At 74.0% G+C, this 12,249-nt stretch carries 14 protein-coding genes and 1 tRNA gene; 9 read left to right on the top strand and 6 right to left on the bottom strand.

Translation table 11 applies throughout. From position 1 onward, the window contains the following. Positions 1 to 4: 4 nt before the first annotated feature. The 3 genes from ISO16_RS03280 to ISO16_RS03270 are packed head-to-tail and all read right to left on the bottom strand — an operon-like array spanning position 5 to position 2,214. Positions 5 to 589 carry a DUF3090 domain-containing protein gene (locus ISO16_RS03280; protein ID WP_006939363.1) on the bottom strand — a complete coding sequence of 195 codons (585 nt, stop codon included), beginning with the start codon at positions 587 to 589 and terminating at the stop codon, positions 5 to 7. 42 nt (positions 590 to 631) lie between these two features. Then, complete coding sequence (locus ISO16_RS03275; protein WP_072635257.1) at positions 632 to 1,312, bottom strand: histidine phosphatase family protein; 681 nt, start codon at positions 1,310 to 1,312, stop codon at positions 632 to 634. Between the two features lie 56 nt (positions 1,313 to 1,368). Continuing rightward, on the bottom strand, positions 1,369 to 2,214 hold the full coding sequence (locus ISO16_RS03270; protein WP_170914091.1) for an undecaprenyl-diphosphate phosphatase: 846 nt from the start codon (positions 2,212 to 2,214) through the stop codon (positions 1,369 to 1,371). 191 nt (positions 2,215 to 2,405) lie between these two features. Between ISO16_RS03270 and ISO16_RS03265 the strand changes: the two genes are divergently transcribed. The 5 genes from ISO16_RS03265 to ISO16_RS03245 all read left to right on the top strand — a co-directional run bounded on the left by ISO16_RS03265 (position 2,406) and on the right by ISO16_RS03245 (position 7,109). Continuing rightward, the gene (locus ISO16_RS03265; protein ID WP_029543698.1) at positions 2,406 to 3,344 is read left to right on the top strand and encodes an aldo/keto reductase; all 939 of its coding nucleotides are present in this window, start codon (positions 2,406 to 2,408) and stop codon (positions 3,342 to 3,344) included. Positions 3,345 to 3,452: 108 nt separating this feature from the next. Next, complete coding sequence (locus ISO16_RS03260; protein WP_072635256.1) at positions 3,453 to 4,127, top strand: biliverdin-producing heme oxygenase; 675 nt, start codon at positions 3,453 to 3,455, stop codon at positions 4,125 to 4,127. Then, positions 4,124 to 5,134 carry a heme/hemin ABC transporter substrate-binding protein gene (locus ISO16_RS03255; RefSeq protein ID WP_006939356.1) on the top strand — a complete coding sequence of 337 codons (1,011 nt, stop codon included), beginning with the start codon at positions 4,124 to 4,126 and terminating at the stop codon, positions 5,132 to 5,134. The genes ISO16_RS03260 and ISO16_RS03255 overlap by 4 nt, the downstream gene beginning before the upstream one ends. Further along, a complete protein-coding gene (locus ISO16_RS03250; protein ID WP_006939355.1) occupies positions 5,131 to 6,210 on the top strand; it encodes a FecCD family ABC transporter permease in 1,080 nt (359 codons plus the stop codon). The genes ISO16_RS03255 and ISO16_RS03250 overlap by 4 nt, the downstream gene beginning before the upstream one ends. Then, complete coding sequence (locus ISO16_RS03245; protein ID WP_072635255.1) at positions 6,207 to 7,109, top strand: heme ABC transporter ATP-binding protein; 903 nt, start codon at positions 6,207 to 6,209, stop codon at positions 7,107 to 7,109. The genes ISO16_RS03250 and ISO16_RS03245 overlap by 4 nt, the downstream gene beginning before the upstream one ends. Here ISO16_RS03245 and ISO16_RS03240 read toward each other — a convergent pair. Continuing rightward, positions 7,062 to 7,409, bottom strand: a complete 348-nt coding sequence (locus tag ISO16_RS03240; RefSeq protein WP_006939351.1) for a hypothetical protein — start codon at positions 7,407 to 7,409, stop codon at positions 7,062 to 7,064. The genes ISO16_RS03245 and ISO16_RS03240 overlap by 48 nt on opposite strands. Positions 7,410 to 7,547: 138 nt before the next feature. Here ISO16_RS03240 and ISO16_RS03235 point away from each other — a divergent pair, with 138 nt between their 5' ends. Genes ISO16_RS03235 through ISO16_RS03225 form a run of 3 tightly spaced genes read left to right on the top strand, consistent with a single transcriptional unit; the run spans position 7,548 to position 9,930 of the window. Then, the gene (locus ISO16_RS03235) at positions 7,548 to 8,558 is read left to right on the top strand and encodes a lipoprotein (protein ID WP_043798797.1); all 1,011 of its coding nucleotides are present in this window, start codon (positions 7,548 to 7,550) and stop codon (positions 8,556 to 8,558) included. Then, the gene (locus ISO16_RS03230) at positions 8,558 to 8,818 is read left to right on the top strand and encodes a DUF5703 family protein (protein ID WP_006939347.1); all 261 of its coding nucleotides are present in this window, start codon (positions 8,558 to 8,560) and stop codon (positions 8,816 to 8,818) included. Before ISO16_RS03235 ends, ISO16_RS03230 begins: the two co-directional genes overlap by 1 nt. A gap of 41 nt (positions 8,819 to 8,859) precedes the next feature. Further along, positions 8,860 to 9,930, top strand: a complete 1,071-nt coding sequence (locus tag ISO16_RS03225) for a quinone-dependent dihydroorotate dehydrogenase (protein WP_072635254.1) — start codon at positions 8,860 to 8,862, stop codon at positions 9,928 to 9,930. A gap of 110 nt (positions 9,931 to 10,040) precedes the next feature. Here the strand turns inward: ISO16_RS03225 and ISO16_RS03220 are convergent, their stop codons facing one another. Continuing rightward, positions 10,041 to 10,574 (bottom strand): YbhB/YbcL family Raf kinase inhibitor-like protein, encoded by a 534-nt coding sequence (locus ISO16_RS03220; protein WP_006939343.1) that lies wholly within the window; start codon positions 10,572 to 10,574, stop codon positions 10,041 to 10,043. 29 nt (positions 10,575 to 10,603) lie between these two features. Continuing rightward, complete coding sequence (locus ISO16_RS03215) at positions 10,604 to 11,965, bottom strand: M20/M25/M40 family metallo-hydrolase (protein ID WP_072635253.1); 1,362 nt, start codon at positions 11,963 to 11,965, stop codon at positions 10,604 to 10,606. A gap of 113 nt (positions 11,966 to 12,078) precedes the next feature. Here ISO16_RS03215 and ISO16_RS03210 point away from each other — a divergent pair. Continuing rightward, a tRNA-Leu gene (locus tag ISO16_RS03210) sits at positions 12,079 to 12,164 on the top strand. Positions 12,165 to 12,249: the final 85 nt, after the last annotated feature.

The raw sequence follows: 12,249 nt of genomic DNA, 5'->3' as shown, positions 1-12,249 counted from the left end.
CGGCTCAGGTCTCCTCGCCGAGCCAGGCGGCGGGATCGAAGCCCTCGGTGCGCAGGTACCCGTTGGTGCGTACGCAGATGTGGCCGCCGCCGACCGGTTCGCCGCACAGCGGGCACGGGGTGCGGCCGGCGGCGACGACGAGTTCGGACCGGGCGGCGAATTCGCGGGCCTGCTGGGGGGTGAGGAAGACGCGGACCGCGTCCGGGCCCTCCTCGGCGTCGTCGAGGACGACGGACTCGTCGACTTCGGTCTCGGTGACGGCGAGCAGCTCGACGACGACGTTGCCGCTGTCGGCGTCCCAGCCCAGGCCCATGGTCCCGACGCGGAACTCCGCGTCGATGGGGGTGACGAGCGGACTGATGTCGACGTCCGCGTCCTCGGGCAGGTCCGTGCCGAAGCGGCGGTGCACCTCCTCGAGCAGCAGGCCCATGCGGTCGGCGAGGATCTGCACCTGCTGCTTCTCGAGCATCACGCTCACCACCCGGGAGGCGTGCACGGCCTGCAGATAGAACACCCGGTCGCCGGGTTCACCGACGGTGCCGGCGACGAACCGGTCCGGGGTCCGGAAGACATGTATCGCGCGGGCCATCGCACCTCCTCGTTGTCGAATCCATCCGGTGTCGCTCTCCCATTATCCGCCGCGGGGACCGACCTCCCCGCCCGGCACGGGCGCCGGTTGCGCCGGCGGCGCGAGCCCGGACAGGTCCGAGCCGGTGTCGTTGACGCGCAGCACGAACGGGCGGGTCTCGGTGTAGCGGACGACGCTGAGGGAGGCGGGCTCGGCGACGATGCGCTGATAGCCGTCGAGGTGCGTGCCGAGCGCGTCGGCGAGGACGGCCTTGATGACGTCGCCGTGGGTGCAGGCGATCCAGACGACGTCGCCGCCGTGGGCGGCGGCGAGGCGGCCGTCGTGTTCGCGGACGGCGGTGACGGCGCGGGCCTGGACCTGTGCGAGGCCTTCGCCGTCGGGGAACACCGCGGCGGAGGCGTGCTGCTGGACCACCTTCCACAGCGGTTCCTTCAGCAGGTCACCGAGTTCGCGGCCGGTCCACCGCCCGTAGTCCACCTCGACGAGGCGGTCGTCGACGAGGGGGGTCAGGCCGCGGTCGGCGGCGAGGGGGGTCACCGTCTGGCGGCAGCGCAGCAGCGGCGAGTGCACGATCTCGGCGATGGTGAGGCCGGCGAGCCGGTCGACGAGGCCCTTGGCCTGGATGTGGCCCATCTCGTCGAGTTCGACGCCGGGGGTGCGGCCGGCGAGGACCCGGGAGGTGTTCGCCGTCGAGCGCCCGTGCCGCAGCAGGATGACCGTCATGAAGCCAGCCTAATGGGCCGGGCGCCCGGCGAGCGGGCCCGGCGTGGGTCGCGACCTCAGGTGGCCGAGATGGTGCCGGTGGCGAGCAGGGCCAGGACGACGGCGCCGAGGGCGATGCGGTAGCCGACGAACCAGTACATCGAGTGGTTGACGACGAACCTGAGCAACCAGGCGATCGAGGCGTAGCCGACGGCGAATGCGACGGCGGTGGCGACGAACAGCTGGGCGCCGGAGGCGTTGAGGCCCTCCCCGGCGGGTTCGAACGCGTCCGGGAGGCTGAACAGGCCGGAGGCGACGACGGCGGGGATGGCGAGCAGGAACGAGTACCGGGCGGCGGCCTCGCGGGTCAGACCGAGGAACAGGCCGGCGCTGATGGTGCCGCCGGAGCGGGACACCCCGGGGATCAGGGCCAGCGCCTGCGCGCTGCCCATGAGGATGCCGTCGCGGAGAGTGAGTTCGTCGAGCTTGCGGGTCTTGCGGCCGTAGCGTTCGGCGGCGGCGATGACGAGGGCGAACACGATGAGCATGGTGGCGATGAGCCACAGGTTGCGGGCGCCGGTGCGGATCTGGTCCTTGAACAGGAATCCGAGGACGCCGACGGGGATGGTGCCGACGATCACGTACCAGCCCATGCGGTAGTCGAGGTCGCTGCGGTGTTCGCGGTGGGCGAGGCCACGGAACCACGCGGCGACGATGCGGACGATGTCCTTGCCGAAGAAGACCAGGACGGCCGCCTCGGTGCCGAGCTGGGTGACGGCGGTGAAGGACGCGCCGGCGTCGGTGCCGAAGAAGATCTCCGAGACGATCCGCAGGTGGCCGGAGGACGAGATCGGGAGGAACTCGGTCAGACCCTGCACGAGGCCGAGGACGAGGGTCTGGAGCCAGGTCATGGATTCGCCGATCACGCGGCGACCTCCGGGTGATCGTGGGGACGGTCGCCGGGGGTGGGGTCGATTTTCACCTGGGCGAGGGTACGCGGCGCGGCGGAACGGTTTTCGCGGCCTCGCGGCACTAGGGTGCTGGGTCAGGGGCGGCGGTCGCGGCTGCGGCGGATCGGCCCCGTCGGTCGGATGGTCACGAGGCGCGGGCGGATATGGAACACAGAACGGTGGGTGCGAGCGGGCTGCGGGTCTCGCGGCTCGGTCTGGGCACCCTGAGCTGGGGACGCGGCACGGACGGGGACGAGGCGGCGGCGCAGCTGTCGGCGTTCGTCGACGCCGGCGGCACCCTGGTCGACACGTCCCCCGCCTACGGCGACGGGGTGGCACAGCGGATCCTGGCGGAGCTGCTCGACGACGTGGTGCCGCGGGATCAGCTGGTGGTGTCCGGCAGCTCGGGCATCGATACCTCGAAGGTCGGGGCGGGCCGGGTGGACTGTTCCCGTGCGGGCCTGCTCACGCAGCTGGACCGCACGTTGCGGGAGCTGGGCACCGACCACCTGGACCTGTGGCAGGTGGCGACGTGGGATCCGCGGACGCCGGTCGACGAGGTCGCGGCGGCGCTGGAGTTCGCGGTGACCAGCGGCCGGGCCCGGTACGTGGGGGTGCGTGGGTACCTGGGCTGGCAGCTGGCGACGGCCGCGGCGGTGGCGACGCGCCACGCGCCGCTGGTGGCGACGCAGGTGGAGTACTCGCTGCTCGCGCGCGGGGTCGAGGAGGAGCTGATCCCGGCGGCGCTGCACCACGGGGTGGGGGTGTTCGCGGCGGTGCCGCTGGCGGGCGGGGTGTTGACCGGCAAGTACCGCGACGGCATCCCGGCGGACTCGCGCGGCGCCGACGACGTGCACACCGAGGAGGTGCGCAGCTATCTGACCGAGCCGGCGGCGCGGGTGGTCGAGGCGGTGGCGACGGCCGCGGACGGGCTCGGGACGTCGCCGCTGGCGGTGGCGCTGGCGTGGGTGCGGGACCGGCCGGCGGTGGCGTCCACGGTGGTCGGCGCGCGGGATCTGGCGCAGCTGACCGGGGTGCTGGTGGCCGAGGAGCTGGAGTTGCCGGCCGCGATCGCGGCCGCGCTCGACGACGTCAGTGCGTGACCTCGGACACGTCGCCCCCCGGATCCGCCGCCGGGTCAGGTTAGCCTGTCTTCTAGGTCGGCATGGGTGCGCCGACGGTGGACGTCGGGCACGAGGAGGAACCGGTCGATGACCGCGATCGAGGTCACGGGGTTCGCGGAACGGCTCCGGCGCGAGACGGCGCAGGCGCACAGCGACACCGAGAACGCGCAGTTCGTCACCGAACTGCTGGCCGGCCGGCTCACCCGGGAGGGCTACGCGGCGCTGCTCGCCCAGTCGTGGTTCGTCTACGAGGCGCTCGAGCGGGTGGGCCGGGGCCACGCCGGCGACCCGATCGCCGGGCCCTTCCTGGACGACGCGTTGCTGCGCACCCCGGCGCTCGAGGCGGATCTGACGTTCCTGCTCGGCCCGCGGTGGCGGGAGACGCTCGCGCCGCTGCCCGCGGCCGAGCGGTACGTCGCGCGGCTCGAGCGGGTGGCCGCGGCGCGGCCGGAGGTGTTCCTGGCCCACCACTACCTGCGGTATCTGGGGGACCTGTCCGGCGGCCAGATCATCCGGCGCATGCTCGAGCGGGCCTACGGGTTCGACCGGGACGGGCTGCGGTTCTACATCTTCGACGACATTCCCAAGCCCAAACCGTTCAAGGACGCCTACCGGGCGAAGCTGGACGCGGCGCCGCTCGACGAGGTGCAGCAGCGCACGGTGATCGACGAGGCGAACCTCGTGTTCGGGCTCAACGGCGACCTGTTCGCCGACCTGGCTGCCGACCTCGATCGGTACCGCACGACCCCTCCCCTGCCATGACGCGGCGCGGCCTCTTCGCGTTCCTCGCCGCGGCGCTCGCGCTCGTCGCGCTCGTCGCCGGCTGTTCGGCCGCCCCGACCGGGGGTGCCGGGACCGGGGCGCGCACCGCGGTGGTGGACGACCCGAACCCGCGGCCGATCACCGAGGCTCCCGCCCCGGCGCTGCCGGTGACGGTCCGCAGCGTCGACGGCGCCGAGGTCACCGTCACCGACGTCGCCCGCATCGTCACCGCCGACCGGTCGGGCACCCTCGCGCAGACCGTGTTCGCCCTCGGTCTCGGGGACCGGCTGGTGGGGCGGTCGACGGCGGGTTTCCCCGCCGTCGAGCAGGTGCCCAATGTCACCCCCGGTGGGCACGGGCTCTCGGCCGAGGCGATCCTGGCCCTGGCCCCGACGGTGGTGCTGACCGACACGTCGGTCGGCCCGCTGGCGGTGCAGGAGCAGCTTCGGGCCGCGGGCGTGCCGGTGGTGTTCGTCGACCCGCGCCGCACTCTCGCGACGGTCGGCGAGCAGATCCGTTTCGTGGCCCGGGCCCTCGGCGTGCCCGCGGCGGGTGAGGCCCTGGCCCAGCGCACCGACGACGAGATCGCCGCGGCCCGCGCGGCCGTGCCGGACGACGGCGACCGCCCGACCGTGGCGTTCCTGTACCTGCGCGGGTCGGCGATCAAGATGCTCGGCGGTCCCGGGTCGGGCGCCGACGCGCTCGTCGAGGCCCTCGGTGGCCGCGACGCAGGCACCGTCGCCGGCTTGACCTCCGAGTTCACCCCGATCACCAGCGAGGCGATGATCGCGTCCGCCCCCGATGTGATCTTGATCATGACCGAGAGCCTCGCCTCCGTCGGCGGACCCGCGGGGCTCGCCCAGCTGCCCGGCGTCGCGCAGACCCCCGCCGGCCGCGACGGCAACGTCGTCGACATGGCCGACTCGGTGCTGCTGAGCTTCGGCCCGGACACCGGGCGGGTGCTCGCCGCGCTCGCCGCTGCGCTCTACCCCGCCGCGCCGGCATGAGCGCCGTCGACACCGCCGCGCCCGCCCGGCTGCCCGCCGCGCACCGCGGCCGGACCGCCGCGGTGGTCGCGGGCCTGACGGTCGCGCTGCTGGTGCTGGCGGTGCTCTCGGCGTGCCTCGGGCAGGTGCCTACGTCGCCGGCCGAGGTGATCGGCAGCGTGCTGCACCGCGCCGGGCTCGACCTGGGGCCGCTGCCCGCCCACCCGGCCGGGGAGGTCACGCTGTGGGAGGTGCGGTTCCCGCGGGTGGTGCTGGCCGTCCTGGTCGGCGCGTCGCTGGGCTGCGCGGGGGCCCTGTTGCAGGGGGTGTTCGCCAACCCGCTGGCCGAGCCCGGCGTGATCGGCGTGTCCGCGGGCGCCGCCGTCGGCGCGTGCGCCGCGATCGTGCTCGGCGGCGCGTTCACCGCCGGATGGGCCCTGGCCGGCGCCGCGTTCGCCACCGGTCTGCTGACCACGAGCCTGGTGTACGTGCTCTCGCGTTCCGAGGGCCGCACCGAGGTGGTGACGGTCATCCTCACCGGCGTGGCGGTCAACGCGTTCGCCGGCGGCCTGATCGCCCTGTTCACCTTCGTCGCCACCCCCGCCGCCCGCGACCAGATCGTCTTCTGGCAGCTCGGCAGCCTGGGCGGGGCCACGTGGGACGTCGTGGCGGTGGTCGCGCCGCTGGCGCTGGGCGGGATCGCGGCGGCCGTCGTGCTCGCCCCGAAGCTGGACCTGCTCGCCCTCGGCGAGCACGTCGCGCGGCATCTCGGTGTCGACGTCGAACGGGTGCGGCAGGCCGCCATCGTGATCGTCGCCGTGCTGGTGTGCTCCGGGGTCGCGTTCACCGGCATCATCCTGTTCGTCGGCCTCGTGGTGCCGCACCTGATGCGGATCGCGCTCGGGCCCGCGCACCGCGTGCTGATCCCCGCCGCCGCGCTGTGCGGCGCGGTGGTGCTGCTGGCCGCGGACCTCGGCGCCCGCACCCTGGTGGAGAACGCGGACCTGCCGCTGGGCATGCTGACCTCGCTGGTCGGTGGCCCGGTGTTCTTCTGGATGCTGCGCCGCACCCGGGCGCGCCAGGGAGGCTGGGCGTGAGCCCGCGCCTGCCGTGGCCGGACCGGCACGTGCCGGCCCGTGCCGGCCGCGGCGCGGTGACGCTGCGCGCCGCCGGGGTGCGGGTCCGCCGCGGGGACCGCGTCGTCCTCGACGGCGTCGACCTCGAGGTGCGGGTCGGGGAGGTGCTCGCGCTCGTCGGCCCCAACGGCGCCGGCAAGTCCACCCTGCTGGCCGCGCTCGCCGGCGACCATCCCGTCGCCGCGGGCCGCGTGGCGGTCGGCGACCGCCCGCTGGCGGAGTTCTCGGCCGCCGCCCTGGCACGTCGACGGGCGGTGCTGCCGCAGCAGCACGCCGTCGGCTTCGCGTTCACCGCACTGGAGGTGGTGCGGATGGGCCGCGCGGCGTGGGCGCGCACCGGGCGCAGCCGGGACGACGACGCCCTGGTGGCAGCCGCGCTGACCGAGGCCGACGTCACGCACCTGGCGCACCGGCCGTTCCCCGCGCTCTCCGGCGGCGAACGGGCCCGGGTGGCGCTGGCGCGGGTACTGGCCCAGGACACCGAGACGCTGCTGCTCGACGAGCCCACCGCCGCGCTCGATCTGGGCCATCAGGAGACGGTGATGCAGGTGGTGCGGGCCCGCGCCGACGCGGGCACCGCCGTCGTGGTGGTGCTGCACGACCTGGACCTGGCCGCGGCGTACGCCGACCGGATCTGCGTGCTCGAACGGGGCCGCGTCGCCGCCGACGGCCCGCCCGCGCAGGTGCTGACCGGCGAGCTGCTCACCCGCGTGTACGACTACCCGGTGCGGGTCCACGCCCATCCCGAGACCGGCGCACCGCTGGTGCTGCCGCACCGGCCGCCGCGGCACCGCGAGGCGGGTGCGGCGGGGTCAGCGGCCCGGCAGCAGCCCGAGCACGCGGTCGAGCAGCGTCGGTGACCGGCACGGCCGGGCGCGCGCGACGGTGTCTCGCACCGCCGCCACTACGCTGCGTTCGTCGGCGAGGTCGATCTCCGCGACCGACGCCCGGGCCCGGGCGATCACGTCCGCCGCGGTGGGGACGGCGACACGGCCCGCGGGCCGGTACACCTCCACCCGCAGCGTCTTGCGGCGCACCCGGAACGAGAACGGCTGTCCCTCGTCGGTGCGACCGAACCCGTGCGCGTGGACGCCCGGGCTGACGTATTCGACGGCGAAGCCGTCGGCGGGCACGTCGGCCGAGCCGGTGGGCCAGGTCACATCGGTCTCCTCGCGGGGTGGAGGGCGGGCGAGGCGCCTGCGGCGGCGCCGCGGCGATCAGGAACACTGGGGGTCGGGTGCGGGGCCGGCGACGGTGCCGCCCCGGACCGACCGTGGACGAGTACGAGGAGCGAGACGATGGGCAGACCGGCAGCACGTGGCGCCGCCGCGGCGGTGGGGTTCGCGTTGGCGCTGGTCACCGGGTGTTCCTCCTCGAACAGCGGCGACAACCTGCCCACCATCGACGCGGCCACGCCGGCCGTGGCTCCGGCGCCGGCCGTCCCGCCGGCGGGAACGGTGCAGGCGCTGGGCCGTGCCGTCGACGCCCTCACCGTCGATCCTGGCACGAGTACGGTCGCCGCGCTCACCGACGACGGGTCGCGGCTACTGCTGCTCGGGGCCGCCGATCCGGCCGCGACGCCCCGCGAGGTCGCGCTGCCGGCCGCGGCCGTGACCGTGGTTCCCGGGGCCGACGGCGAGGTCCTGGCCCCCGGTCCCGGAGTCGTCGCGCGGGTGGATGTGCGGGCGGGCACCGTCGCCGAGGTGCCGGTCGACGGCGACGCCCGCGCCGCGGCCGTGCTGGCGGACGGCCGCCTCGCCGTGGGCACCGCCGACGGTGTCACCCACGTCGTCGACCCGGCGTCGGGTGCGACGCAGACCGTCCCCGGCCTGGCCTCGGTCGACGCGCTCGCCGCCGTGGGCACGTCGCTCGCCGCCCTGGACCGTCGCCAGACCTCGCTGACCGAGGTCGACGTCGCCGACGGTGATCTGGGGCTGGCGTTGCGCGCCGGGGAGGGCGCCACGCAGCTGACCACCGATCCGTTCGGCCGGGTGCTGGTGACCGACACCCGCGGCGGGGAACTGCACGTGTACACCCTCGACCCGCTGGTGCTGCGCCAGCGTTACCCGGTGCCGAACGCCCCGTACGGCGTCGCCTACGACACCGCGAACGATCTCGTGTGGGTCACCTCGACCGGCAGCAACGAGGTCATCGGCTACGATCTGTCGACCGGGATTCCGCAGGAGCGGGGCCGGTACGCGACGGTGCGGCAACCGAACTCGGTGGCGGTCGACGCCACCGACGCGGTCCTGGTGATCGGGTCCGCGACCGGGGACGGACTGCAGCGGATCCCGATCGGGGGTGTGTGATGGCAGGGGCACGCGAGGTGGGCGGCCGGTGGACCCGGCTGCCGGTGGGCTGGGACACCAGCAACGACGAGTACGAGTACGTGCCGCTGCGGCTGCCGCGCGACGTGTCCCGGGTCAGCGCGTCGCTGCGGCTCGCCATCCAGGCCGAGTTCCACGGCTGGGAGCTGACGCGGGTGCGGCTGTATCCCGACGGCAGCCGCCGGGTGCTGCTGCGCCGCCGCAAGACCGGCCACCACGTTCCCGAACCCACCGTTCGTTGACGCCGACCCCGGGCACCGCCCGGGCCTGCAGGGAGTGTTACGTGTATCGCTTGTTCCTTCGACTGCTGTTCCTGCTGCCGCCGGAGCGGATCCACCACATCGCGTTCACGGCGATGCGGCTCGCGACCCGGGTCCCGCCGCTGCGGGCGCTGATCGCGAAGGTCCTCGTCGTCGACGATCCGGTGCTGCGCAACACGGTGTTCGGGGTGACGTTCCCGGCCCCGCTCGGTCTTGCGGCCGGCTTCGACAAGGACGCCGCCGGGGTGAACGCCTGGGGCCCCCTCGGCTTCGGGTTCGCCGAGATCGGCACCGTCACCGCCCAGGCGCAGCCCGGCAACCCGGCGCCCCGGCTGTTCCGCCTGCCCGCGGACCGGGCGCTGATCAACCGGATGGGCTTCAACAACCACGGGGCCGGGGAGGCCGCGAACCGCCTGCGCACCCGCGTGCACACGGTCCCCGTCGGCGCGAACATCGGCAAGACCAAGATCGTCGCGCCCGGGGACGCCGCCGACGACTACACCGCCAGCGCGCGGCTGCTCGGCCCGCTCGCCGACTTCCTCGTCGTCAACGTCTCCTCCCCCAACACGCCCGGGCTGCGGGACCTGCAGGCGGTCGAGTCGCTGCGGCCGCTGCTCGCGGCGGTGCTGGACACCGTGCACGTGCCGGTCCTGGTGAAGATCGCCCCCGACCTGTCCGACGCCGACATCGACGCGGTGGCCGACCTCGCCGTCGAGCTCGGGCTGGCGGGCATCGTCGCCACCAACACCACCATCCGGCGGGACGGGCTGCGCACCGACCCGGCCCGGATCGCGGAGATCGGCGCCGGCGGCCTGTCCGGTCCGCCGGTCGCGGAGCGCTCGCTCGAGGTGCTGCGCCGGCTGCACGCGCGGGTCGGTGACCGGCTGGTGCTGATCTCGGTCGGCGGCGTCGAGACCGCCGAGCAGGCGTGGGAGCGGATCCTCGCCGGCGCGTCGCTGGTGCAGGGCTACACCGGTTTCATCTACGGCGGCCCGTTCTGGGCGCGCCGCATCCACAAGGGCCTCGCCCGCAAGGTGCGGGCCGCGGGCTTCGGTTCGGTCGCCGAGGCGGTCGGCGCGGACGCCCGCGTCTGATCCGCCGAGCCCGGCTCGGCGGGCCGGGACACGCCCGTCCGGACAGGCACACCCGTCCGGACGGGTGTGCCTGTCCGATTCCGGTGCGGAGGCGATCCGCGGAACGCGGTCTACTGCTCGAACGTGCCGTGCAGCGTCGCGCGCGCGATCGCGTGCGAGAACACGTTGAAGCCGAGGAACGCGGGCGTCGAGCCGGTGCCCACCCCGTCGAGCTTGTCCACGTCGAGGGCGTGCACGGCCACGATGTAGCGGTGCGGGCCGTGCCCGGCCGGCGGGGCCGCGCCGAGGAAGCGGTGCAGGCCGCCGTCGTTCTTCAGGGTGACCGCGCCCTCGGGCAGGCCGGAGCCGGTGTCGTCGCCGGCGCCGGCGGGCAGCGATGTCACCGAGGCCGGGATGTTCGCCACCGCCCAGTGCCAGAACCCGGACGCGGTCGGCGCGTCGGGGTCGAACACGGTGACGACGAAGCTCTTGGTCTCGGGGGGAAAGCCCGACCACGACAGCTGCGGGGAGATGTCCTGCCCGCCGGGAACCCCGAAGATCCCGCTGGCCTGTGCCGGCTTCAGCGGCCGACCGTCGGTGATGTCCTCGCTGGTGAGCTCGAACGTGGGCAGGTCGGGCAGCGGCGCGTACGGGTCGTGGGCCATACCGGTCCTTTCTCTGGGTGCTGGTGTGCTCAGGCGTGCAGCAGGAAGTGTTCCATGACGCGGGTGCCGAAACGCAGCGCGTCGACCGGGACACGCTCGTCCACCCCGTGGAACAGCGCGGCGAAATCCAGCTCCGGGGGCAACTGCAGCGGGGCGAACCCGAAGCAGCGGATGCCGAGCTTGGCGAAGGCCTTCGCGTCGGTGCCGCCGGAGAGCATGTAGGGCACGGTCCGGCCGAGGGGATCGTGGGCGAGGATCGCCGCGTTCATCGCCTCGACGAGGTCGCCGTCGAAGGTGGTCTCGTACGAGTCGAGGTCGGTGATCCACTCGCGGGTGACGTCCGGGCCGATCAGTTCGTCGACGGTGCGTTCGAACTCGGCGCGCCGGCCCGGCAGGATGCGGCAGTCGACGACGGCCTGCGCCGTCTGGGGAATGACGTTCGCCTTGTACCCGGCGTCGAGCATGGTGGGGTTGGCGGTGTCGCGCAGGGTGGCGCCGACGATGCGGGCGATGGACCCGAGTTTGGCGAGGGTGCCGTCGAGGTCGGGCGAGGCTGGATCGAAGTCGAGTTCGGTCTCCTCGGCGACGGCGGCGAGGAACTCGGCGACGGAGTCGGTCAGCACGAGCGGGAAGGTGTGGGTGCCGAGCCGGGCGACGGCCCGGGCGAGGGCGGTGACGGCGTTGTCCTCGTGCAGGAACGAGCCGTGGCCGGCGCGGCCCTTGGCGGTCAGCCGCATCCAGCCGAGGCCCTTCTCGGCGGTCTCGACGAGGTAGAGGCGGCGCTCCCCGCCGTCCCGGCGCGGCACGGTCAGGGAGAATCCGCCGACCTCGCCGACGGCCTCGGTGATGCCGTCGAACAGGTCGGGGCGGTGCCGCACGAGCCAGTGGCTGCCGTAGGTGCCGCCGGCCTCCTCGTCGGCGAGGAACGCGAAGACCAGGTCGCGCGGCGGCACGATGTTCTCGGCCTTGAATCGGCGGGCGACGGCCAGCATCATCCCGACCATGTCCTTCATGTCGACCGCGCCGCGACCCCAGACGTAGCCGTTCTCGACGGCGCCGGAGAAGGGGTGCACGCTCCAGTCGGCCGGTTCGGCGGGGACCACGTCGAGGTGCCCGTGCAGCAGCAGTGCGCCCCGGGACGGGTCGGCACCCGGCAGGCGGGCGAACACGTTGCCCCGGCCGGGAGCCCCGGATTCGACGTATTCGGTGGTGTAGCCGACCTCCTCGAGCCGCGCCGCCACCCACATCGCGCAGTCCCGTTCGCCGCGGGTGGTGGCGAGGTCTCCGGTGTTGGAGGTGTCGAAGCGGATCAGCTGCGACACCAGGTCGACGACTTCGGCCTCGGCGCGGGATCCGCCGGCCGGCTGGGCGGGATTCGATGTTGTGGACACGGTCCCCTGTCTACCATCGATCTCGGCAAACACGCAGGTGGGCGGGGCGATTTGGGCGCCGCGACGCGGTGGGTTACTCTTTCACAGCGCCCGCGGAAGTGGGAGCGGAGCAGGTCCGAGTGGCGGAATGGCAGACGCGCTAGCTTGAGGTGCTAGTGTCCTATTAACGGACGTGGGGGTTCAAGTCCCCCCTCGGACACTCTGAGTTGAGACAGACGGCGAAGGCCCCGAACCGATCAGGTTCGGGGCCTTCGCCGTTGCGGCGCCGCGCGGCCGTCCGTCGG

Origin of the sequence: Rhodococcus sp. M8, assembly GCF_015654185.1 — a bacterium.
Classification (GTDB): Bacteria; Actinomycetota; Actinomycetes; order Mycobacteriales; family Mycobacteriaceae; genus Rhodococcus; species Rhodococcus aetherivorans.
Note: the sequence above shows the minus strand (reverse complement) of the source record. Positions and strands in the feature narration are given on the sequence as shown.

Bases quoted from the DNA above. Each gene is read 5' to 3' on its own strand.
- ISO16_RS03220 (WP_006939343.1), bottom strand. From the start codon at position 10,574: ATGGCCCACGACCCGTACGCGCCGCTGCCCGACCTGCCCACGTTCGAG.
- ISO16_RS03230 (WP_006939347.1), top strand. From the start codon at position 8,558: ATGGCAGGGGCACGCGAGGTGGGCGGCCGGTGGACCCGGCTGCCGGTG.
- ISO16_RS03260 (WP_072635256.1), top strand. From the start codon at position 3,453: ATGACCGCGATCGAGGTCACGGGGTTCGCGGAACGGCTCCGGCGCGAG.
- ISO16_RS03275 (WP_072635257.1), bottom strand. From the start codon at position 1,312: ATGACGGTCATCCTGCTGCGGCACGGGCGCTCGACGGCGAACACCTCC.
- ISO16_RS03235 (WP_043798797.1), top strand. From the start codon at position 7,548: ATGGGCAGACCGGCAGCACGTGGCGCCGCCGCGGCGGTGGGGTTCGCG.
- ISO16_RS03255 (WP_006939356.1), top strand. From the start codon at position 4,124: ATGACGCGGCGCGGCCTCTTCGCGTTCCTCGCCGCGGCGCTCGCGCTC.
- ISO16_RS03265 (WP_029543698.1), top strand. From the start codon at position 2,406: ATGGAACACAGAACGGTGGGTGCGAGCGGGCTGCGGGTCTCGCGGCTC.
- ISO16_RS03250 (WP_006939355.1), top strand. From the start codon at position 5,131: ATGAGCGCCGTCGACACCGCCGCGCCCGCCCGGCTGCCCGCCGCGCAC.
- ISO16_RS03280 (WP_006939363.1), bottom strand. From the start codon at position 589: ATGGCCCGCGCGATACATGTCTTCCGGACCCCGGACCGGTTCGTCGCC.